Source organism: Thiomicrorhabdus sp. ZW0627, assembly GCF_029767005.1.
Classification (GTDB): Bacteria; Pseudomonadota; Gammaproteobacteria; order Thiomicrospirales; family Thiomicrospiraceae; genus Thiomicrorhabdus.
The window spans coordinates 527600-549308 of sequence record NZ_JARUQR010000001.1 but is presented as its reverse complement, the minus strand read 5'-3'; the positions used below and the strand labels follow the sequence as shown (position 1 = coordinate 549308).

Below are 21709 nucleotides of genomic sequence, written 5' to 3'. Positions count from 1 at the left end.
ATGCAACTTTACCGAAAAAACGGGCGTTTATAAAGATAAACCGTCTTCTGGATGGATAAGATTTGTAAATGTATGGATTGCCGTGGTTATTTGGCTTGAAAACGGGTAAAATTCTCATCTTTGAACAAACTAAAACTTGAGACGGAGAACCTTTTCATGTTCACAAAATCTATGACCATTGCCGGTTACGATGATTTGATCGCAGATGCCATCCAAAACGAAGAGAAACGACAAGAATCTCACATCGAATTGATCGCGTCTGAAAACTACACCAGTCCGCGAGTGATGGAAGCGCAAGGCTCGTGCTTTACCAACAAATATGCGGAAGGTTATCCAGGAAAACGCTACTACGGTGGTTGTGAATTCGCGGATATCGTTGAACAAGCGGCGATCGACCGTGCTAAGGAATTGTTTGGAGCGGATTATGCAAACGTTCAGCCGCATTCCGGTTCCCAAGCAAACGCAGCGGTTTATATGGCTTTGGTCGAGCCGGGCGATACGGTTTTGGGTATGAGCTTGGCGCACGGTGGTCACTTGACTCACGGTTCTCACGTCAGTTTCTCAGGTAAGATCTACAACGCGGTTCAGTACGGAATCGATTCCGTTACCGGTAAGATCGATTACGATGAAGTTCAGGCATTGGCTAACGAGCATAAGCCTAAGATGATCATCGCCGGTTTCTCAGCCTACTCTCAAGTTATTGATTGGCAGCGTTTCCGCGACATCGCGGATTCGGTTGGCGCTTACTTGTTTGTTGATATGGCTCACGTGGCTGGTCTGGTTGCCGGTGGTTTGTATCCTAACCCTGTACCGTTCGCGGATGTTGTGACGACTACGACCCACAAGACTCTTCGCGGTCCTCGTGGTGGTTTGATCCTGGCCAAATCCAATCCGGAATTGGAAAAGAAATTGAACTCTGCGATTTTCCCGGGTGGTCAAGGTGGTCCTTTGGTTCACGTCATGGCGGCAAAAGCGGTTGCTTTCAAAGAGTGTCTTGAGCCTGAATGGAAAACGTATTGCCAGAATGTGGTTAACAACGCACAGGCAATGGCAAAAATCTTCATGCAGCGTGGATGTGATGTTGTTTCCGGCGGAACTGAAAACCACTTGTTCCTTGTCAGCCTGATCGAGAAAGGTTTGACTGGTAAGCTGGTTGATGCGGCTTTGGATAGCGCGCACATCACCATCAATAAAAACTCGGTTCCGAACGATCCGATGTCTCCGTTTGTGACTTCCGGTATCCGTGTTGGTACGGCGGCCGCGACCACGCGTGGTTTCACTGAAGAAGATTGTACGAACCTTGCGACGTGGATGTGTGACGTAATCGATGCTTGTGACCAGGAAAACGAGACCTGGGACGAAGCGGTGATTGCGGATGTTCGCGCTAAAGTTTCTGCTTTGTGTGAAGCTAAGCCGGTTTACAAGTAATTTCAGTTTTTACGAACTGAATTCGAGTTCTAAAAAACCACCAGGCCTGGTGGTTTTTTAGCATCTGCAAAAGAGTTTCTTGAATTTTTGGTATTTGTTTTTATAAAAATCTTGGATTTGACTTGGGTTTTTATAAAAGAGATTATCAGATAAATCATTGTCCATGGAGTGAATGAGGTATGCATTGTCCGTTTTGTAATGCGCCGGATACGAAGGTGGTGGATTCACGTCTTGCGACCGAAGGTGCTCAAGTACGCCGCCGCAGAGAATGTCTGCAGTGCGGGGAGCGCTTCACCACTTATGAGTCGGCGGAACTCTCGCTGCCTCGAGTCGTGAAAAGCGATGGCAATCGTGAGCGTTTCGATGAGGAGAAAATTCGCCGTGGCTTGATCAAGGCACTGGAAAAACGCCCGGTTGAGAGCGATGCCATCGACCAGATCATCAGTCAGATGACCAAACGCCTAATGTCTGAAGGTGTGCGAGAAATCCCTTCCTCCCAGCTAGGAGAGTGGCTGATGGAAGCTTTGAGAGAGTTGGATCAGGTCGCTTATGTGCGTTTCGCTTCAGTTTACCGTTCTTTCCAGGATGTAAACGCCTTTAGGGAAGAAATTGAAAAACTGGTGATGGCCACGACCGCTAAAATGGATAATGGCAATTCATGACGGAACGTTTTTCAGAAGAAGACGAACGTTTTATGCAACTGGCCATTGATTTGGCCGGCAAAGGCATCTATTCGACCAAACCGAATCCGGCTGTCGGCTGTATTCTAGTCAAGAACGGAAGCATTGTCGGTCAAGGGTGGCACAGAAAAGCCGGTTTGCCGCATGCGGAAAGGGTGGCGTTGGCGGAAGCCGGTGATGAGGCGCAAGGCTCAACCGCTTATGTGACTTTGGAACCTTGTTCGCATCACGGCCGGACACCGCCGTGTGCCGATGGTTTAATTGAAGCGGGTGTGGCTCGTGTCGTCGTCGCCATGCGAGATCCGAATCCTTTGGTAGCCGGTTCCGGTATCGAGAGGATGCAGCAAGCTGGAATTGCTGTAGAAGTGGGTCTGTTGTCCGAGCAGGCGAGAGAATTGAATCCGGGGTTTATTCAAATGATGGAAAAGCAAAGACCTTTTGTGCGGTTGAAGATGGCCAGTAGTTTGGATGGACGTACGGCGATGGCAAACGGTGAAAGCCAATGGATCACCGGTCCGGAGGCGCGCATTGAAGTGCATAAATTGCGTGCTCGAAGTGGAGCGATTGTGACCGGTATCGGAACTGTATTGGCCGACGATCCAAGTATGAATGTTCGTCTTCCGGAAGCCGTGTTGGCGGAAATGAATCTGGATGAGAGATCCTGCCAGCCGTTACGAGTGGTGCTTGATCCGAACCTAAGTATGCCGTTGGACGCTAAAATGCTTTCATGTCCGGGGCGCACGGTTCTGATGACGTCGAAAGAAACCATTGAACGTGACCTCGGTCAGGTAGAGGCTTTGATCGAAGCAGGGTATGAACTGGTTGCGGTGTCTTCCGAGGAGGATCGTCTCGATATCGGATCGGTGTTGGATTATCTGGCTCAGGAAGAAGAAATTCGCGAAGTGATGGTGGAATCCGGTGCGATTGTGGCCGGAGCCTTTATTCAATCGGGTACGGTTGATGAATTGCATAGTTTCATCGCACCTGTTTTGATGGGGCACCAGGCCAAACCGATGTTTGTGCTGCCCGGAATGGAGTCGATGGAGGACAAGTTGTCTTATCGAATCGAGTCCATAAACCGGTTGGGTGAAGACGTACATATGATCCTGATACCGAAAACGGATCAGGAAACGAACCAGGCTTAAGAGGAAATATTGGTCAATGTTCACGGGAATTATCCAGGCAGAAGGCTTTATAGAAAAAATCGAGTCCCGTCAGGGCGATTGGCATGTCACCATCAATACTGGAAAGCTCGATATGAGCGATGTTCAGATTGGTGACAGTATCGCCGCCAATGGAATTTGTTTGACGGCGATCGAATTAGGTGGGCAGTCTTATGTGGCGGATGTGTCAGGTGAGACTTTGAGTGTGACCACGGCAGGTGAATGGCATGTGGGTACGCCGGTCAACCTGGAGAAGGCTTTGCGTTTGCAGGATCGTTTGGGCGGCCACTTGGTCAGCGGACATGTTGACGGTGTAGGTGTGGTGAAGTCAGTTGCTCAGGATGCCCGTTCCTGGCGTTATGAAATTGAAGCGCCGATTGAGCTTTGTAAATACATTGCAGGAAAGGGTTCGATTTGCATCAACGGTATCAGTCTGACGGTCAATCAGGTCGACGGCTGTGTGTTTGGCGTCAATATTGTTCCTCATACCCGTCAGGAGACGACCATCAAACATTTTAAACCGGGTACTCAGGTAAACTTGGAAGTAGATTTATTAGCGCGTTATTTGGAGCGGATGCTGTCCGCTCCACAAGCGGAATCGACATCGAAAATCACGCCGGAATTCTTGGCGGAAAATGGATTTAAATAAGCATGCAGTTAAATACGATTGAAGAACTGATTGAAGATTACAAGCAAGGCAAGATGGTTATTCTGATGGATGACGAAGACCGTGAAAATGAAGGGGATCTTTTGGTGCCTGCCAGTACGGTAACGGCAGAGGATATTAACTTCATGGCACGTTACGGCCGTGGTCTGATCTGCCTGACAATGACGCGTGAACGTTGTAATCAACTGCACTTGCCTTTGATGGTGCGTGATAACAAAGATCCTCATGGCACCAACTTCACTGTCTCTATTGAAGCGGCGGAAGGTGTAACGACTGGTATCTCTGCCGCCGATCGCGCGGTGACCGTGCGGACGGCTGTGGCGAAAGAAGCTTCGCCGGGCGATATTGTAACGCCGGGGCATATTTTCCCTTTAATGGCACAACCAGGCGGCGTCCTGACACGTGCGGGGCATACCGAAGCGGGTTGCGATTTGGCTCGTTTGGCTGGTTTTGAACCGGCCTCGGTAATCGTTGAAATCATGAACGAAGACGGCTCTATGGCCCGTCGCGACGATCTGGAAGCTTACGCTCAGGAACACGGCTTGAAAATCGGTACGATTGCCGACCTGATTCAGTATCGCCTGCAAAACGAAAAGACAATCGAGCGCGTCTCAGAATGTAAGTTGCCGACCGAATACGGTGAATTCAAATTGGTGGGTTATCAGGATGTGGTTGAACACAAGGCGCATTTCGCTCTGGTGTACGGTCAGTTGGATCCGGAACAGCCGACGGCGGTTCGTGTACATATGCTCGACACTCTGTGTGATGTTTTCGGTTCTACTCGAGGCGAATGCGGATGGTCGTTGCAAAAGGCGATGCAGCAGATCGTTCAGGAAGGTAGTGGTGCGATTGTGGTACTGCGCAAGCATGAAGAGGCTGGCGAGTTGCTTGATAAGATTCAGCAGTTCCAGATGCGTGACTTGGGTGTGAAATCTCCGGAACGCATTGTGGAAGACGATACTAAGACCTATGGTTTGGGTGCTCAAATTATAGCGGATCTGAATATTCGAAAGATTAAGGTTATCGGTTCGGCGTGGAAGATGAACGCATTGAGCGGATTCGGGTTGGAAATTACCGAAGTACTACCGAAAATTGAATGATTTAAACAGATAAATTACGGATAAAAACCCCATTGGGTCTGAAATTTTTCTATTTAACGGCAAATATGGCAAAATACCGCATTAGATATCGGTATGAAATTAATTTAAGAGAACTATAAATGAAAACGATCGTTGGAAACTTAACTGCAGCAGACATGAAAATCGGTTTGGTGGTTGGCCGCTTTAACAGCTTTATTGTTGATCACCTAGTTGAAGGTGCCGTCGATACAATCGTGCGTCACGGTGGTGATGAAGCCAATATCGATAAGGTGATGGTTCCGGGTGCTTTTGAGATTCCTCTGGTCGCACAGAAAATGGCGAATTCCGGAAAGTACGACGCCATTGTTGCATTGGGTGCGGTTATTCGAGGCGGAACGCCACATTTCGACTACGTAGCCGGTGAATGTGTCAAAGGACTAGGTCAAGTTCAGTTGAATAGCGGAATTCCGGTTTCATTCGGCGTTTTGACGGTTGACAGCATCGAACAGGCAATTGAACGCGCGGGAACCAAGGCGGGTAACAAGGGTGAAGAATGCACTTTGGCAGCCATTGAGATGGTTAACGTATTAAAACAATTATAAAGTAGTTCACTGAATGAAAGATTTGAATCAAGTACAGCCTGGCAAGGGCGAAGAAGTCATCGAAGACGAACCGAAGGTGTCACAGCGTACCGAGACCCGTCGCGTTGCTCTGCAAGCGTTATATCAATGGCAGATGAATGCGGATGAACCGTTTGTCATTGCCAAGCAGTTCAATGAGGACGGCTTGTTGTCGGGCGTCGATGCAGAATTGTTCAACGAACTGTTAACCGAAGTATCTGCTAAGGCAACTGACTTGGACGAGGTTTACGGCTCTTTGCTTGACCGTTCAGTTTCGATGATCGATCCGGTCGAGAAAACCATTATGCGTATGGGTGTATACGAATTGCAGGCCAAGCCTGAAATTCCGTATAAGGTTATCATCAATGAGTGTGTTGAGTTGGCCAAGCGCTTTGGTGCCGAGGAGAGTCATAAGTACGTTAATGGTGTTCTGGATAAGGTTGCTCAGCAACTAAGAAGCCTGGAAGTGAATGCTTCTTAATTGAAAAACGGGTAAAACTTATGAAGAAAGCCCCGCAGGTTTTAACGACTTGCGAGGCTTTTTTTGTAATAGGGGAATGCAGTGTCCGAAGAATTTAATTTGATTGACCGCTACTTTTTGCCGTTGAGCCAAAATTTATCTGCTGATGAAGTCGGTATCGGCGATGACGGCGCCGTATTGACGCCGCCGGAAAACCATCAGCTAGTAGTGGTTACCGACACCTTGGTGGCTGGTGTACACTTTCCTCTCGAAACCTCTGCCTATGACGTGGCCTGGAAAGCTTTAGCGGTGAATCTCAGTGATTTGGCGGCGATGGGAGCGATTCCGGGTTCTTTTACGTTGGCCTTGACTTTGCCGGAAAATGATCCGGCCTGGTTAGAGTCTTTTTCCCTGGGGCTTGCAGAATTAAGCCGACTCTATCGGATCTCTCTGGTTGGTGGTGACACTACAAAAGGCCCTCTGACGGTGACTGTGACCGCAAATGGTTGGGTTGAAAAAGGGCGAGCCATATTGCGTTCCGGCGCGGACGAGGGCGACCTTATCTGTGCTTCCGGTTGTTTGGGCGATGCCGGTTTGGGCTTGAAAGTCGCAATGCGTACTTTTGAAGGAAATCAGCAGGCCTGTCTGTCTAAAGCGGACATGGAATCTTGCCTGGAAGCCTTGAACCGTCCTAAGCCACAGCTTGATTTGGGCCGTCAGTTAACCGATTTTGCTTCGGCAGCGATCGATGTTTCGGATGGTTTGTTGGCGGATTTGGGGCATATTCTGGAAAAGTCTTCAGCTAAAACAGGCAGGGTGTTAGGCGCCGAGCTCTATCTGGATCAGGTACCTATATCCGAGGCAATGCGTAAATGGATTGATGAAACCGGAGACTGGAGTTTGCCGCTTTCGGCCGGAGACGATTATCAGTTGTGTTTTACAGTCCGCGAGAAGGATTGGGAGGCTTTGAGTACAAGACTCGTAGGTCTACAGATGGATGTGAAGCCTATTGGCAGAATCCAGTCGGTACAGGGCGTGCAAATCAAAGAGACGGAAGGGGGAGAAGTGCTTTCTGACGTTTTATCGATAATCAATGGTTATCAACATTTCTGATCTTATGCGAGATTAAAGATGACTGTCTTTTAGTCAGGATTTACCCACATCCGGTTTTAAGGAAGTTGGATGTGGGTTTTATAGGTTACGGTACTGGAATCAATCCTTGAATTGACGACGCTTTTGAACACCTTTTGCTAGTGTATCCAAAATGCTTTCACTGTCTTCCCAGCCGATGCAGGCATCGGTGATGCTTTGTCCATAAGTCAATGGTTGACCGGGCTTCACATCTTGACGACCTTCAAGCAGATGACTCTCAATCATAGCACCCATGATATGGTGCGAACCTTTTGATAGCTGTTCTGCGATCGAATCTGCTACGACCATTTGGCGTTCATGTTGTTTGCTGCTGTTTGCGTGGCTGCAATCCACCATTAACTTGTCTTCAACGCCGGCCGACTGAAGCATTTCAACCGCTTCTTTAACGTGCGCTTCATCGTAGTTCGGCCCTTTGTTTCCACCGCGCAGAATAACGTGACAATCCGGGTTCCCCGTGGTCTCGAAGATGGCCGAATGGCCTGCTTTGGTCAGGGACATGAAAATGTGTGGGTTGTTCGCCGCGCGAATTGCGTCTACGGCAATCTGGAAGCCTCCGTCCGTGCTGTTTTTGAATCCGACCGGGCAGGATAGACCGGATGCCAGTTCACGATGCCCTTGGCTCTCGGTGGTTCTGGCGCCGATTGCACCCCATGAAATCAAATCTGCAATGTATTGAGGGGAAATCAGGTCCAGGAACTCCGTCGCGGCAGGTACACCCATGTCGTTGATGTCGAGCAGAAGGGAGCGTGCTAACTCCAAGCCGCGGTTGATTTCGAAGGATTCATTCAGACCAGGGTCATTGATCAGGCCTTTCCAGCCAACAGTCGTACGCGGTTTTTCGAAGTAGACGCGCATCACGATCAATAGGTCTTCTTTGTGTTTGGCGATTTCCGCTTTGAGCTTCTCTGCGTATTCACGCGCCGCTTCCGGATCGTGGATCGAGCAAGGGCCGATGATGATCAACATGCGGTCGTCACGTCCAGACAGGATATTGTGAATCTGTTGACGCGTATCATACACCGTCTGGGCAGCCATTTCTGTAATTGGAAATTGCTCATGCAGTTCGCATGGTGGACGGACTTCTGTAATGTTTTTGATACGTAGATCATCGGTCTGATACTGCGTCATAATCAACCCTGTTTTCAAGTAAGACTCAATTTGTGAGTGAACGTTATTTTTAGAGCAAAATATTATGCCATTTTATTGATTGAATTGCTTTAGGATTTTATGGCTATGTACGTTTTGTTTATGGAAAAACCTTCAAAAAAGGTGTTGGTTGAAAATCAACAGGCCTGCCGGGAATGAAATTGAACGAAAAAATCACTTCAATCGCCTAAAGATAGGGGCGATGGGGATGGTTATTAAATTGTTTTGTGCTAAACTTACGGGGTTTAAAATTTATTGCTTAATTTTTAAAAAATTAAATTATTTCTAGGCAGAAAGAACGTGCATTGTAAATACATAATTCAAGGCTACACCGAAGATGGCCGAAAATTCAGACCCAGTGATTGGATCGACCGTATCGCGTCAATGATGGCGAGTTATGGTACTGCGCATCGCCTTGTATTTTCTGAGTTGTTGCATCCGGAATTATATGAGGGCGAAAAATGCCTGATCATCGACACGGAATTGGAAATCAAAAACCCGATCATGTTTCAATACGTGATGAACTTCGTGAAAAGCAATAAATTAAAGATGTCACGTGTCTGTGACGCAACCGAAGCGAAGCTGGGCAGCTGATTATTTGATGTGGTCCCTGTGCGTAGAGCGCAGTGGGCTGGTCCGACATTCACCGTTTTCACATCGTCATACTTTCAGTCTTTTCTAAAGCACAGCGTCTTTATCTCTTATACCGCCCTTATACCGTTTATACCCTTCAATTTTTTCTATGAAATCGTGCTCTAAATCAGATTGGTGCCTGCAATTAATGTAATCCAGCCGCCTAATGCCAAGAAGGGCCCGAATGCCAATGGACTGTTGTAAGCGCGTAATTTCAATAAAACGCCTCCCAATCCGATCACCAGGCTGGCAACCGAAGCGACCAGAATGATTTGTGGGATGGCTGCAATACCAAACCAAGCCCCCAGTGCTGCCAGGAGTTTAAAGTCACCGTACCCCATCCCTTCTTTTCCGGTCAGTAGTTTGAAGGTGTGGAATAGAACCCACAGTAGCATATAGCCGATTGCCGCGCCCCAAATGGCGTCGGTTGGTGAAGTAAACAGGCTTTGGGAATTAAGCAGTAAACCTATCCATAAAAGAGGGAGGCTTAAATTATCCAAAATTAATTGGTGTTCAATGTCGATGACGCTGATGGTGATTAGAATCCATGTGAACGCTAAGGCCGCAAAACCGATTGATGTCGCACCGAAGTGCCATATGACCAGTGTGGTAGCAGCGGCGGTGGCAATTTCAATCAGAGGGTAGCGGGCGGAGATGCGGACATTGCAATTGTGGCACCGGCCTTTGCTCCAGAGCCAACTGAATAGGGGAATCAGACGGTACCAAGGCAAGCGGACGTCACAGTTAGGACATTTGGACCCACCTAGGCTGATTGACTTCAGTTGCTCACTTTCTTCCATCATGAGGAGACGGGGCAGGCGCCAGCTCAGCATGGAGATGAAGCTGCCGATGATTAAGCCGATTAATGCGCTGAAAATCAGAAGTTGAGTGAGACTGAGTTGTACCATGTCATTCCTGTCGATCTGTAAATATACAGATTTTAGCAGGCTAAGATGGAATAGCGTGTGTTTTTTGTGGTTTTATCCCGCACTACCTGAGTGCGGGCGGAAAAGGTTATTCCGAGTAGGTGACGCAGTTGCGGTCATTTTCCCAGACGGTGATGCTGTGCATTTTTACTTCAGGTGTTGCTATGCGCTCCTGAATGGCACGGAATAGGTAGACCGCGATGTTTTCAGCTGTCGGGTTGGTCTCCTGGAAGTGCGGATGATCGTTCAGGAAGGTATGATCCAATTCCTTGACCACCTCTTTTGCATGGCGTTTGATCTCTTTGAAATCGATAACCATACCGATTTCATTGAGCTTGTTGCCTTCTACCTGTACTTCGATTTTCCAGTTGTGGCCGTGCAGTTTGGCACAGTCGCCCGGATAGCCCCTCAGGCTGTGAGCCGAAGCAAAATCTAATAAGGTTTTTAAAACAAATGTTTGTGCCATAACCAACCGGAATGTCTGTTTAAATTTAAGAGGAGGGAATTATATCTAAAAGGCTAGCCTATTGAAAGCAAACCTTTTTTTGAAAATTAACAATCTCTCTTTAATGGTCGCGTTGAGCGATGTAGGTGATAAGGTTCTCTAAGAATAGGCTTTTGATTCCGCTTTCTGACAGGTGAGACTGCGCTTGCTGAATCAGTTGGTCTCGGTATTGTTTGGATTTATCGAGACCGAGCAGTCTTGGGTAGGTGGATTTGTTGGCCTCTTGATCGCTGCCTTGGGGTTTGCCTAGGGTCTGGGTGTCGCCTTCGATGTCCAGAATGTCGTCTTGAACTTGAAAAGCCAGACCAATGCAGGCCCCGAGCTGCTCAAGTGAAGGCTTTATGTTTGTGTAGCGGGAGCTTTGAACTGCCCCCATTAGTAGGGAGGTGCGAATCAAAGCGCCGGTTTTCATGAGGTGCATGGTTTTCAAGCTGTCGAGGTCGAGTTCCAGGTTTTCGGATTGGATATCGATCATCTGTCCGCCAATCATGCCTGCGATGCCACTGGCGTCAGCCAGAAGACGAATCAGTTCCACTTTATGTTCTGGCTGAGTTAGAGCGTCATCGCTGAGCGCTTTGAAAGCCAAGGTTTGTTGGGCGTCGCCGACCAGAATGGCTGTCGCTTCATCGAATTGTATGTGGCAGGTGGGAACGCCGCGTCTCAAATCGTCGTCGTCCATAGCCGGCAAGTCGTCGTGAACCAGGGAATAGCTGTGAATGAGTTCAATGGCGCAGGCCGAACTGTCAAGTTGTTCAAGAGGGATGTCAAGACTTTGGCCAACGGCATAAATCAAGGCGGGGCGCAGGCGCTTGCCATTGTTTAAGGTCGCGTAACGCATGGCTTGTTTGATTTTGTCCGGGATGGCTGGTTCGAGCATTGCTTTTGAGAGCAGTTCGGACAGTTTTGTTTGAGTGCGTTGCTGGTAAAAAGTCAGTTGTGTTTGCAAAACTCCGCTCCATAAAAAAAGGCTGTCAATTTGACAGCCTTTTCAGGGTTCCATTGAATGGTGCTATTCTAATCTTAGAACGCTTCTAAATAAACACCTTTCATGGCTGGAGGTGGTGCTTATAGCTCGTCACCGTGCTTGCCTAGGTATTCAGCAACACCCTCTGGAGAGTCTTTCATACCTTCATCACCTTTGTTCCAGCCAGCAGGACAAACTTCACCAACTTCTTCGTGGAATTGAAGAGCTTCAACCATACGAACCATCTCATCAACGTTACGTCCAAGTGGTAGGTCGTTAACGACTTGGTGGCGAACAACACCTTCTTTATCGATAAGGAACGCACCGCGTAGTGCAACGTTACCAGGGTGAACGATGCCGTAAGCTTCCATGATTGAACCGCCAAGGTCAGCAACCAATGGGAATTTAACCGGACCAAGACCACCTTGATTTACCGGAGTGTTACGCCATGCGTTGTGAGTGAACTGAGAATCTACAGAGATACCGATAACTTCAGTACCAAGTTCCTTGAATTTATCAACGCGGTGGTCGAAAGCTAGGATTTCAGATGGGCATACGAAAGTGAAGTCTAGTGGGTAAAAGAAGACGACCGCGTATTTACCGTCGATGTGGCTTTTCAGGTTGAAGTCATCAACGATTGAACCGTCTGCAAGTACTGCTGCAGCTGTGAAATCTGGTGCTTGTTTAGTGACAAGTACTGACATGTTAAATCCTTTCTCTAAGTAAATTAAATGATCAAATTAAATACCGGAATAGTATAGTAGATTTGTAGGGTATATGCTACAAAACGAAGTGCATTCTCAACGTGATCCATGAGGTCAGGCGTGTCCGGTAAAAAAACATTATATTTCTGTTTTGCGATCGAATGGGGTATAAATGCTTACTTGAATCCTAATGCTTTTTTATTTATGCCGATAACTAAAGAATCAGGACTCTGTAATGGGGGTTAGGAGATGTTTGTAGTTTACAGTCCGGAAGGTCAAAGTTTTATTGGCGCTGCCCATAATTTGCCGGTTTTGAAGGTAGATCCGTCTATGCGTGTCACTCAGGCGAAAAAAGCCGGATTGGACGACATGAGTTTGGAGCCCGATCACTCTAACCCTTATTTTCAGAAAAATGAGGCGTTGAAAAAATATCAGAATGTTCAGAAGTCTGGAGGCGACAGGCGCCGAAGTGTAAAAGTGTCCGAGCTTATGTCCAGTCCGGTCGTGACGATCGATAGTGAGGCACTGATAGAAGATGCTTGGAATTTGATGGTGGAGCGGGAAATACATCACCTACCGGTCATTTTTAATGAGCAGTTAGCCGGAATCTGTTCTAAATCGGATGTTTTGCAGCGAATTATTTTGGATGAAAACGGCAATATTGAAGAGGCGCGGGGGGATGTGGTCGGGCGGATTATGAACCCTCAGGTGATTACGACCAGGCCGGAAACGGAAATACGAGAGATCGCATTGGCGCTGACGCAGTATCGAATTGGTGCTTTGCCGGTAATGGATCAGCAAGAGCATTTGATTGGGATTGTGACCTTGACGGATTTAGTCAAGCATCTGTCGCAACGTCCTCCAGTAGGACTCTACGTATAGCGTTTAGATAGTGAGGGGGAGAGGCCTGTTCATTTGTATGAGCAGGCCTGTTGGGAATTGGATTTGCCAGTTATTGCTGCTGTTGCTGTTGGGCTTCAGCCAGGTCTTTGTGAACCTGCTCCATGTCCAAATCTAATAACTGTTGGATGCCTTCTTCCAAAGCGCTGCCCGGAATAGCACCCGGGTTTGAGAAAACGACGATTTTTTCACGCATGAAAACCAGTGTCGGAATTGAGCGAACCTGGAACATGCCAGCCAATTCCTGCTCTTCTTCAACGTTCACCTTGGCGAATACAATTTCCGGATGCTTTTCGGAGATTTCTTCAAAAATCGGTCCGAACTGTTTACAAGGACCGCACCACTCAGCCCAGAAATCGAAAATGACAATTTCGTTATTGTTGATCGTTTCTTCGAATTCCGCCGTGGTTAGGTTGACTACAGCCATGTTGGGCTCCTTTGGGTTTTGATGTTTATTTAAATGCTTGGGTTTCCACCTTGGGTTAACAGTACAGGATTTAAGTACTGTTTTAAAGTGGCCTCGTCTAAATCGGTCATTTCTAGCGCCACTTCCAAAACCGGGCGACCACTTTTGTATGCCTCTTTAGCGATGGCGGCACCTTTTTCGTATCCTACTACCGTATTGAGTGCGGTAACCAGGATAGGATTGATATCCAAGGCTTTTTTAAGGTGGTCAGTATTAACGACAAAACCTTTGATTGCCATGTCGGCCAGTTGGGTGGAGGCATTAGAGGCGATATCAATACTTTGCAATAGGTTGAATGCAATCATCGGTAAGGCAACGTTTAATTGGAAGTTGCCCGATTGCCCCCCGATGGTGATGGCGGTGTGATTCCCCATGATCTGTGCGGCGACCATGCAAACTGCCTCCGGAATGACCGGATTAACCTTGCCAGGCATGATGGAGCTTCCTGGCTGCAAGGCTGGCAGCTGTATTTCGCCTAAGCCGGCTAGCGGGCCGGAGTTCATCCATCTTAAATCGTTGGCGATCTTCATTAGACTGGTCGCCAAAACATTGAGCTGACCACTTAGCTCGACAGCCGTGTCTTGACTGCTTAAACCAACATATAGGTTGTCCATCTGTTCGAATGGAACCGCGGTGATAGTTGATAGGTTTGCAGCAACCAAACGTCCGAATTCCTGATCGGCATTGATTCCTGTTCCGACGGCGGTTCCGCCTTGAGGAATTTTGTGCAGACGTTTTTGGGTGTCTTTAAGGCGAGCGATGTTGTCTGTAATCTGAGCTCTCCAACCGGAAAGTTCCTGACTCATTTTGACCGGGGTCGCATCCATAAGATGTGTGCGTCCGGTTTTGACGACATCGGCCAACGCCTTTTCTTTGTCTTCGATGGTTTGTGCTAGGTGATTTAACGCTGGCAATAACTGTTCTTCAATTGCGATAGCCGCAGCAACATGAATCGTAGTTGGGATTACGTCGTTTGAGCTCTGACTCATATTGACGTCATCATTAGGATGTACTTCGATGCCGGTAAGGTTTTTCGCCAGTTGGGCAATGACTTCGTTGGCATTCATGTTAGTACTGGTCCCGGATCCGGTCTGGAATACATCAATCGGGAAATGTTCAAGATACTGGCCTTTGATGATACTATCGGCGGCGGTCTGAATGGCGTGCGCTTTTTCCTCGCTGAGCAAGCCGAGTTCGTGGTTGCTGTCGGAACAGGCAAATTTCACATAGCAGAGTGCTTTGATGAAGTTTGCAGGCATTGGAGTGCCGCTAATCGGAAAGTTGTTGATTGCTCTTTGTGTTTGAGCGCCGTAAAGAGCATCTTGAGGAACGTTAAGAGTTCCCATGCTGTCTTTTTCGATTCTATATTGCTTGTCTGACATGTTTTCGATTTTGCTGTAGGTTTAAATTTAAATAACAGGTGACTGCTTTAAATCTGGCTAATAAAAGATTGAATCTGAATATTTTAGTCGATTTTTGGATTGGTTTGACAGCTTAATCATGAAAACTTATCGCTAAACAATATGGGCTTTTAGGGTAATATGTGTTCTCACTAAGGTCGTAAATAAGTACGCTTAGTTGCAAAGAAATTACACGCTTTTACCCTTATATGCGTAAACGGGCAGGATGATAGTTGACTCTATGAGTATTGATAATCAGTCTATTAGTCATTGGATGTTGGATGAGTTCCTCTGGTGGAGTTATGAGGGAGAGGATTCCGATTATCGGATAAAGTGCTCCGAAGCTCTTCAACGTTTGTTTGATCACCCGGTCGAGAAGCTGGAAGACTTAAGCGGATCTTATGACTCGTCGCTATTGGTATTGAAAATTCAAGAGATTTTGAACAATCCGGAAGCGGATTTACGTTTTGTGTGTAGTTTCGAAACCCGAAACGGTAAAGCGTCCTATCAGCACCGTTTGCATGTGCATGAGCGTGAAGGACACCGCACTGTGTTTGCGGAGTGTATCGATGTGACCGAGATGGTCTTACTGGAAAAGGACATTGTTGATGCTCAGGGTCGAATGTCTTTAACCCAGGTTTATGAACGGCAAGCCATGCTGGAAGAGCAGAATCGACTTATTCAGGAATCATATTCCAAACAGTCACGATTCTTGGCCTTGCTGAGTCATGAATTGCGATCACCCTTGCTGGGGATAAACAGTATGGTGACCCATCTCAAGAAGTATTATGCGAATGACGAATATCTGGTCGAGAGGTTGCGAATCATTAATTTGACCTCTGAACAGATGATGTTCCTGGTGAATGATATCCTGACCTATTCGCAGACAGAGTATGACGCAATCAGCCTTCACCCTAGACGATTCTCTCTCAAGCAATCTTTTGATTACGTCAAGCAGCTCACCAAATCGATCGCCGCCGACAAAGGGGTTTTTGTCTCTTTGGTTTATCTTGGTAAGAGCGATTGGGTTTATGGCGATAGTATCCGCCTGTCACAGATTTTAATTAATTTGATTGTTAATGCGATCAAGTTTACTAAGTTAGGTGGAGTTTCCGTTGAGGTGCGTCAGGAGTCGGACGACCAATTCTCATTTATGGTTATGGATTCAGGCGAAGGGATTGCGGAAGAAAAATTACAACATATTTTCGATCCTTTTGTTCAGTTCAAAACAGAAGGGGCGACGAGAACATTAGGATCCGGTTTGGGGCTTTCCGTCGTTAAGCAGCTGATCGACTTGATGGGCGGAGAAATTTCGGTCACTTCCACCGTTGGCGTTGGAACGACGTTCAATTTTAGTTTGACGTTGCCGGTCGCAGAAGCAGACACGGAAGCTGATATTGAGGAAAGGTTTGAAACTGTTGAGGAGGATGGAGTACCTGTTGTCGAGGGAGTTCAGCAGGTCGAACTTCTTCAAAGCCGAGGTTATAAAGTACTCGTTGTAGACGACTCTAAAATCAATAGAATGGTGTTGAGCGGATATTTAAAAGAGCTGGATTGCACCGTCGTCGAAGCCAAAGATGGATTTGAAGCTTGGGAACTTTTCCAAAAGGATGATTTTGATTTCGTTTTCATGGATATACAAATGCCGATCATGGATGGTTTTCAGGTGATGGAAAAAATTCAGGCGATGAGATCGGCCGGAGGGGCGAGTCATCTTAAAGCGGTCTTTGCTGTTACGGCAGGAGGGGGAGAAGAGTTAATTCCCGAGGGGCACTCACTTGACACGCTTGGTTTTGAGAAGTGGCTGGTGAAACCAATTGGAAAGTCGCAGGTGGTCAAGTTACTTTCGAAAGTTTGGGGAAGTGAAGAGTATCCAGATCAGAGTGAAGTGATTAATAAACCATCCGATGTAGAACCACAGTCTTTGAGTGAGCCTGAAACGAAAGAAGTGTCTGAGGAATCAAGTGAAGGGGTGTCTTCGGAAGCGGTTGAGTATTTGGAGGATGTTTCCAATATTCCAGAAAATTTTTACCATCTTTTGGGGCGTTTTGCTGAAGAGTTTAGTGAGAACCTGGAGAGACTGCATGAGATCGTTGAACAGGCTCAGTGGCAGGAAGTTAAAGGCTTGGCGCACTACATGAAAGGTAATTGCATGGTATTTCAATTGTTTAATTGTGTTGACATGTTGAAAGACATTGAGAGACTGGTTCAAGAGGAAATAAGCGATGCGGAACGCCAAAGAATGATAGAATTGAACATTAAAGATCTTGAAAAAGCTTTGAAATACCTTGAGAATTCCGCGGTATTTAGACATAATACTGACCAGTAATGTTGATTTGGGATGGGGCACCAGGAAGAGGCCCTATTTACAAGAGGTTGAAAATTCCATGACAAAAAAAATTACGATTTTATTAGCAGAAGACCACAGCTTGGTTAGAGCCGGGTTTAAATCGATTCTTCAATCTGAAGAGGACTTCTCTGTAGTGGGAGAAGCAGAAGACGGTCTAGAGTGTCTGGAGTTGGTCCGAGCTAAGTCACCGATGGTCGTGTTGCTTGATTTGTCTATGCCTAAATTAAGTGGTTTGAATGCGATATCTCATATCCAGAAACGTTATGCAGATACTAAAATCATCGTTTTGACGGCAGCTGAAACACCGAGTGTTTGGACGGAAGTGCTAGATTTAGGTGTAAATGGTATTGCTATGAAATCTGTCTCTCAGAAGGAACTGATTGCGGGTGTTCGTAAGGTTGTTGACGGTGAAACGTTTATTCATTCTGAGATTCAGCCGATTTTAGATGCTGAGATGGAAGAAGTGGGTATTGGTAAAAAGCTGTCTGTTCGTGAAAAGCAAGTCGTTAAGTTGGTTGCCGAAGGTTACAAAACGAAAGAAATCGCAGAGATGTTGGATATCAGTGACCGTACGGTGTCAAAACACCGTGAGAACTTGATGACTAAGATGGGTGTGACGTCTACGGCTGAAATCACGAATTACGCCAATGAATCGGGATTGACCAAGGTTCGCCTTGAAGAGATTGAATAAGATAACTTTATTCAGTCGGTATAAAAAAAGGAGCCATCGGCTCCTTTTTTTATACGACAAAGTCGGGAAGTTAAGGAGTGTTTAGCTGCCAGCTTGTTGGGCGTCTTCTTCCTGTGTTTCGGATGCTTCCGTTTCTGTCGACTCACTTTCCTCTTCAGAAATACCTAGGTATTGGTTTTTGAAAGCTGTTAACCCATCCTGAACCGCTTTGTAGGTCAGATCGATGTTGCTTTCTACCTCGCCTTCCAAAACTTTCATGTCTCCTAGAATTCCTTTGGCTTGATCGAATCCTTGGCTGATTCCTCCGCCTATTACGTCAAGAAAACGATTGATCAGTTCCTCACCTTCCAGTTCAGGGTGAGCTGCCTGGAATCCGGCTAAAAAGGCGGTGCTGCCGTCGACAATACGTTTTGCGGTGTTTTCCGGAGACCAATACTCCATACCGCCTTGCGCCTGCAAAGCCTCTTCACTGATTGGTGCAGGGGCGTCTTCGGTTTGTCCCAAGCCTGCAGACAGAATTTCGTTCAATTTATCAATCACCTCTTGAAAGGTGATTTTCATGCTGTTTTCGGTTGCTTTTTCCGGTGTGCCAAACAGATGCTGAACCAAGCTTGCCTGACGCTCCAGACGCGCACTCATTTGTGATTGATGGGCTTGAGATGCCTTTTCTGAAGCCTGTTCTGGCAGGTCGGGCTGTCCGAGGGTGCGTTTGCCTTGATTAGATTTGTCAGCTTGTTCCATGTCTTGGTTGACAAGTTTTTGATACGCTGAGAGCGGTCCGCTATTGAGTGTTTGGATTGCCATTAGGGTTTACCTCTTTCCGGTCATTTTTCCATGTACTTCATGGGTCTATCTGTTATTTTACGCTTCCTGTTTTGCAAGTACAGTTTTTGCATTTTGCGAATGTTGCGTTTTATTATTAACTTGTTAGCGGCTATCAATGTGTTTTCTTTAATAAAAAAGCGCTTTCAGCAGTGTATAAGCACAAGCAAAATACTTTCATTTCTGCTATCATTCCCGTTTATTTTTAACCGTATGAGAAAGGTCTCAAAGAGATGGAATTAAACCCAGTTTATAGCCGAATGGACGACTATCAAGCGAGAACGGAATCGCTTAGGGGGTATCTTTGACTACGAAACCAAATCTGAACGATTAGATGAGGTTTTACGGGAACTTGAAGATCCCGATGTTTGGAATAGGCCTGAAGAGGCCCAGGCATTAGGGAAAGAGAAGTCCCTGCTAGAGAATGTTGTCGCGACCATTGATGAATTGGAAAGCGGTCTGGAATCCTGTAAGGAATTGCTGGAACTGGCTGAGATGGAGTCGGATGAAGAGATGGTTTCCGAAGTCGTAGCGGAATTGGACGACTTGGGAGAAAAGTTGGAGAAGCTTGAATTCCAGCGTATGTTCTCGGGTGAATTGGATGCCAATAACTGTTACGTCGAGATTCAAGCCGGTTCCGGTGGTACTGAGGCGCAAGATTGGGCGAACATGCTGTTGAGAATGTATTTGCGTTGGGCGGAAAGTCACGGATTCAAGGCGGAATTGCTGGAAGTGACCGCAGGTGAAGTGGCCGGTATCAAAGGGGCGACGATCCATGTTCAGGGCGAGTATGCTTTTGGGTGGCTGAGAACCGAGACCGGTGTACATCGTCTGGTTCGTAAGTCGCCGTTCGATTCGGGTAACCGTCGCCATACTTCGTTTTCGTCGGTGTTTATTTCGCCTGAAATCGACGACAGTTTTGAAATCGACATTAACCCGGCCGATTTGCGTATCGACGTTTACCGAGCCAGTGGGGCAGGTGGTCAGCACGTTAACCGAACCGAATCGGCGGTACGTATTACACACTTACCGACCAATACTGTGACCCAGTGTCAGAACGGACGTTCTCAGCATCAGAACAAGGCTGAAGCGATGAAGCAGCTGAGGGCCAAACTTTATGAGTTGGAAATGATGAGCCGTAATGCTGAGAAACAGGCTTTGGAAGATTCCAAGTCGGATATTGGCTGGGGAAGTCAGATTCGTTCTTACGTGTTGGATTCCGGGCGCATCAAGGATTTGCGTACCGGTGTCGAAACAGGAAATACCACGGCGGTATTGGACGGCGATTTGGACCAATTTATCATTGCCAGCTTAAAGTCTGGTGTTTAAACCGAAAATTTGAAATTAAACAGGCCTGGTCATTTGAGTTTTTCGACTCTGCCGGGCTTTATCATAAGATTTGAAGAGAGTTATCTAAATGTCAGAAACACAAAACAACGTGCCTGAAGTGGATGAAAATAAAATTATCGCTGAGAGACGCGCTAAGCTTAAGGCCTTGAGAGACATCGGCCACTCCTATCCGAATACGTTCCGCCGTGAAGACAGTTCAGCGGATTTGCACGCCAAATACGATGAAATGTCCAAGGAAGAGCTGGAGGCGGCAGAGCCGGTAAGAGTTAAGGTCGCCGGTCGTATGATGTTGCGCCGTATTATGGGTAAAGCCAGTTTCGCAACTTTGCAGGATCATGAAGGGCGTATACAAGTTTACGTTACTCGCGACGAATTACCAGAAGGTTTCTACAACACTCAGTTCAAGAAGTGGGATTTGGGGGATATCGTCGGTGCGGAAGGTTATTTGTTCAAGACGAATACCGGTGAACTTTCGGTGCACGTTGAAAACATTGAGTTGATCACTAAGTCGATTCGTCCGTTACCGGATAAGTTCCATGGTTTGCAGGATCAGGAAGTCAAATATCGTCAGCGTTATGTTGATCTGATCGTTAACGAAGAGAGTCGTGATACCTTTATCATGCGTTCAAAGATCGTTCAGCATGTCCGTAATTTCTTGATTGGAAAAGGTTTCATGGAAGTTGAAACTCCGATGATGCACGTGATTCCGGGTGGGGCGACGGCCAAACCGTTCAATACACACCATAATGCATTGGATATGCCTTTGTATCTGCGTATCGCGCCGGAATTGTATTTGAAACGTCTGGTTGTCGGTGGATTTGAGAAGGTGTTCGAAATCAACCGTTCTTTCCGTAACGAAGGTTTGTCTACTCGCCATAACCCGGAATTCACCATGGTGGAATTCTACTCGGCTTATACCGACTACCACCAGTTGATGGATTACACCGAAGAATTGTTGAAAGAGTTGGCCGAGTTGACGGTCGGTTCGACGCAGGTACCTTATCAAGGACAGGTGTTTGACTTCGGTAAGCCGTTTGCACGTTTGACGATGAAAGAAGCGATTCTGAAATACAACCCGTCTGCTAAGGCCGAACAGTTGGATGACTTGGAATCGGCACGCGAGTTGGCGAAGTCTTTGAATGTTCACGTCGAAGAGTCCTACGGTTTAGGCAAGGTCATGACAGAAATCTTCGAAGAGACGGCGGAAGAGAAGTTGATGGATCCGACGTTCATTACCGAATACCCGGCGGAAGTATCGCCTTTGGCGCGTCGTAACGACGAAAATCCGTTCATCACCGACCGTTTTGAATTGTTTATTGGTGGTCGTGAATTGGCGAACGGCTTCAACGAGTTGAACGACGCTGAAGATCAGGCGGAACGTTTCAAAGCGCAGGTTGAGGCTAAGGATGCCGGCGACGATGAAGCGATGCACTATGATGAAGATTACATCACAGCACTTGAGCATGGTATGCCACCGACAGCGGGTGAGGGGATTGGAATCGATCGTCTGGTTATGCTGTTTACGGACAAACCAACCATTCGTGATGTCTTGTTGTTCCCGCACATGAGACCGGTTCAGTAATTGCGCTTGGAATGACATTGT

22 protein-coding genes are annotated in these 21709 nt (G+C 46.9%); 14 read left to right on the top strand and 8 right to left on the bottom strand.

The genetic code is table 11. From position 1 onward, the window contains the following. Positions 1-156: 156 nt before the first annotated feature. From glyA to thiL, 8 genes are all read left to right on the top strand, one after another. Positions 157-1428, top strand: a complete 1272-nt coding sequence (gene glyA / locus QCB45_RS02640) for a serine hydroxymethyltransferase (protein WP_279418988.1) — start codon at positions 157-159, stop codon at positions 1426-1428. 179 nt (positions 1429-1607) lie between these two features. Beyond that, the gene (gene nrdR, locus QCB45_RS02635) at positions 1608-2090 is read left to right on the top strand and encodes a transcriptional regulator NrdR (RefSeq protein ID WP_279418987.1); all 483 of its coding nucleotides are present in this window, start codon (positions 1608-1610) and stop codon (positions 2088-2090) included. Further along, positions 2087-3253, top strand: coding sequence for a bifunctional diaminohydroxyphosphoribosylaminopyrimidine deaminase/5-amino-6-(5-phosphoribosylamino)uracil reductase RibD (ribD, locus tag QCB45_RS02630; RefSeq protein WP_279418986.1), 1167 nt, complete (start codon positions 2087-2089; stop codon positions 3251-3253). The genes nrdR and ribD overlap by 4 nt, the downstream gene beginning before the upstream one ends. 16 nt (positions 3254-3269) lie before the next feature. Then, entirely contained in the window at positions 3270-3920 is a 651-nt protein-coding gene (locus tag QCB45_RS02625; protein WP_279418985.1) for a riboflavin synthase, read from the top strand. A 2-nt stretch (positions 3921-3922) separates the two neighbouring features. Then, entirely contained in the window at positions 3923-5038 is a 1116-nt protein-coding gene (ribBA, locus tag QCB45_RS02620; RefSeq protein ID WP_279418984.1) for a bifunctional 3,4-dihydroxy-2-butanone-4-phosphate synthase/GTP cyclohydrolase II, read from the top strand. Between the two features lie 119 nt (positions 5039-5157). Then, positions 5158-5619, top strand: a complete 462-nt coding sequence (gene ribE, locus QCB45_RS02615; protein WP_279418983.1) for a 6,7-dimethyl-8-ribityllumazine synthase — start codon at positions 5158-5160, stop codon at positions 5617-5619. Positions 5620-5632: 13 nt separating this feature from the next. Continuing rightward, entirely contained in the window at positions 5633-6118 is a 486-nt protein-coding gene (gene nusB / locus QCB45_RS02610) for a transcription antitermination factor NusB (protein ID WP_279418982.1), read from the top strand. A gap of 81 nt (positions 6119-6199) precedes the next feature. Continuing rightward, positions 6200-7210 carry a thiamine-phosphate kinase gene (gene thiL, locus QCB45_RS02605; protein WP_279418981.1) on the top strand — a complete coding sequence of 337 codons (1011 nt, stop codon included), beginning with the start codon at positions 6200-6202 and terminating at the stop codon, positions 7208-7210. A gap of 99 nt (positions 7211-7309) precedes the next feature. On the opposite strand, the gene aroG is transcribed toward thiL, so the two are convergent. Next, the gene (aroG, locus tag QCB45_RS02600) at positions 7310-8377 is read right to left on the bottom strand and encodes a 3-deoxy-7-phosphoheptulonate synthase AroG (protein WP_279418980.1); all 1068 of its coding nucleotides are present in this window, start codon (positions 8375-8377) and stop codon (positions 7310-7312) included. 318 nt (positions 8378-8695) lie between these two features. On the opposite strand from aroG, the gene QCB45_RS02595 reads away from it, so the two are divergent. Then, positions 8696-8989 (top strand): DUF3579 domain-containing protein, encoded by a 294-nt coding sequence (locus tag QCB45_RS02595; RefSeq protein WP_279418979.1) that lies wholly within the window; start codon positions 8696-8698, stop codon positions 8987-8989. Positions 8990-9150: 161 nt separating this feature from the next. On the opposite strand, the gene QCB45_RS02590 is transcribed toward QCB45_RS02595, so the two are convergent. From QCB45_RS02590 to QCB45_RS02575, 4 genes are all read right to left on the bottom strand, one after another. Then, positions 9151-9936: an A24 family peptidase gene (locus tag QCB45_RS02590; protein ID WP_279418978.1), complete on the bottom strand. Its 786-nt coding sequence runs from the start codon at positions 9934-9936 to the stop codon at positions 9151-9153. A 106-nt stretch (positions 9937-10042) separates the two neighbouring features. Further along, positions 10043-10420 (bottom strand): 6-carboxytetrahydropterin synthase QueD, encoded by a 378-nt coding sequence (gene queD / locus QCB45_RS02585; RefSeq protein ID WP_279418977.1) that lies wholly within the window; start codon positions 10418-10420, stop codon positions 10043-10045. Between the two features lie 100 nt (positions 10421-10520). Continuing rightward, entirely contained in the window at positions 10521-11405 is an 885-nt protein-coding gene (locus QCB45_RS02580; protein WP_279418976.1) for a farnesyl diphosphate synthase, read from the bottom strand. A 119-nt stretch (positions 11406-11524) separates the two neighbouring features. Continuing rightward, a complete protein-coding gene (locus tag QCB45_RS02575; RefSeq protein WP_279418975.1) occupies positions 11525-12127 on the bottom strand; it encodes a peroxiredoxin C in 603 nt (200 codons plus the stop codon). A 249-nt stretch (positions 12128-12376) separates the two neighbouring features. Between QCB45_RS02575 and QCB45_RS02570 the strand changes: the two genes are divergently transcribed. Beyond that, entirely contained in the window at positions 12377-13009 is a 633-nt protein-coding gene (locus QCB45_RS02570) for a CBS domain-containing protein (protein ID WP_279418974.1), read from the top strand. A gap of 70 nt (positions 13010-13079) precedes the next feature. On the opposite strand, the gene trxA is transcribed toward QCB45_RS02570, so the two are convergent. Both trxA and QCB45_RS02560 read right to left on the bottom strand, forming a co-directional pair. After that, positions 13080-13454, bottom strand: a complete 375-nt coding sequence (gene trxA, locus QCB45_RS02565; RefSeq protein ID WP_279418973.1) for a thioredoxin — start codon at positions 13452-13454, stop codon at positions 13080-13082. 29 nt (positions 13455-13483) lie between these two features. Then, the gene (locus QCB45_RS02560; protein ID WP_279418972.1) at positions 13484-14875 is read right to left on the bottom strand and encodes a class II fumarate hydratase; all 1392 of its coding nucleotides are present in this window, start codon (positions 14873-14875) and stop codon (positions 13484-13486) included. A 259-nt stretch (positions 14876-15134) separates the two neighbouring features. Here QCB45_RS02560 and QCB45_RS02555 point away from each other — a divergent pair, with 259 nt between their 5' ends. Then, a complete protein-coding gene (locus tag QCB45_RS02555; RefSeq protein WP_279418971.1) occupies positions 15135-17222 on the top strand; it encodes an ATP-binding protein in 2088 nt (695 codons plus the stop codon). Between the two features lie 58 nt (positions 17223-17280). Next, positions 17281-17934 (top strand): response regulator transcription factor, encoded by a 654-nt coding sequence (locus tag QCB45_RS02550; RefSeq protein ID WP_279418970.1) that lies wholly within the window; start codon positions 17281-17283, stop codon positions 17932-17934. An 81-nt stretch (positions 17935-18015) separates the two neighbouring features. Here QCB45_RS02550 and QCB45_RS02545 read toward each other — a convergent pair whose 3' ends face one another. Further along, a complete protein-coding gene (locus tag QCB45_RS02545) occupies positions 18016-18738 on the bottom strand; it encodes a DUF5610 domain-containing protein (protein ID WP_279418969.1) in 723 nt (240 codons plus the stop codon). A gap of 251 nt (positions 18739-18989) precedes the next feature. Here QCB45_RS02545 and prfB point away from each other — a divergent pair. After that, positions 18990-20085, top strand: a protein-coding gene (gene prfB / locus QCB45_RS02540; protein ID WP_279418968.1) for a peptide chain release factor 2 whose coding sequence is annotated in 2 segments (ribosomal slippage) — positions 18990-19061 and positions 19063-20085 — 1095 coding nt in all. Because the reading frame shifts where the segments join, the coding sequence is not laid out codon by codon here. A gap of 88 nt (positions 20086-20173) precedes the next feature. Continuing rightward, on the top strand, positions 20174-21688 hold the full coding sequence (gene lysS, locus QCB45_RS02535) for a lysine--tRNA ligase (protein ID WP_279418967.1): 1515 nt from the start codon (positions 20174-20176) through the stop codon (positions 21686-21688). The last annotated feature ends 21 nt before the right edge of the window (positions 21689-21709 follow it).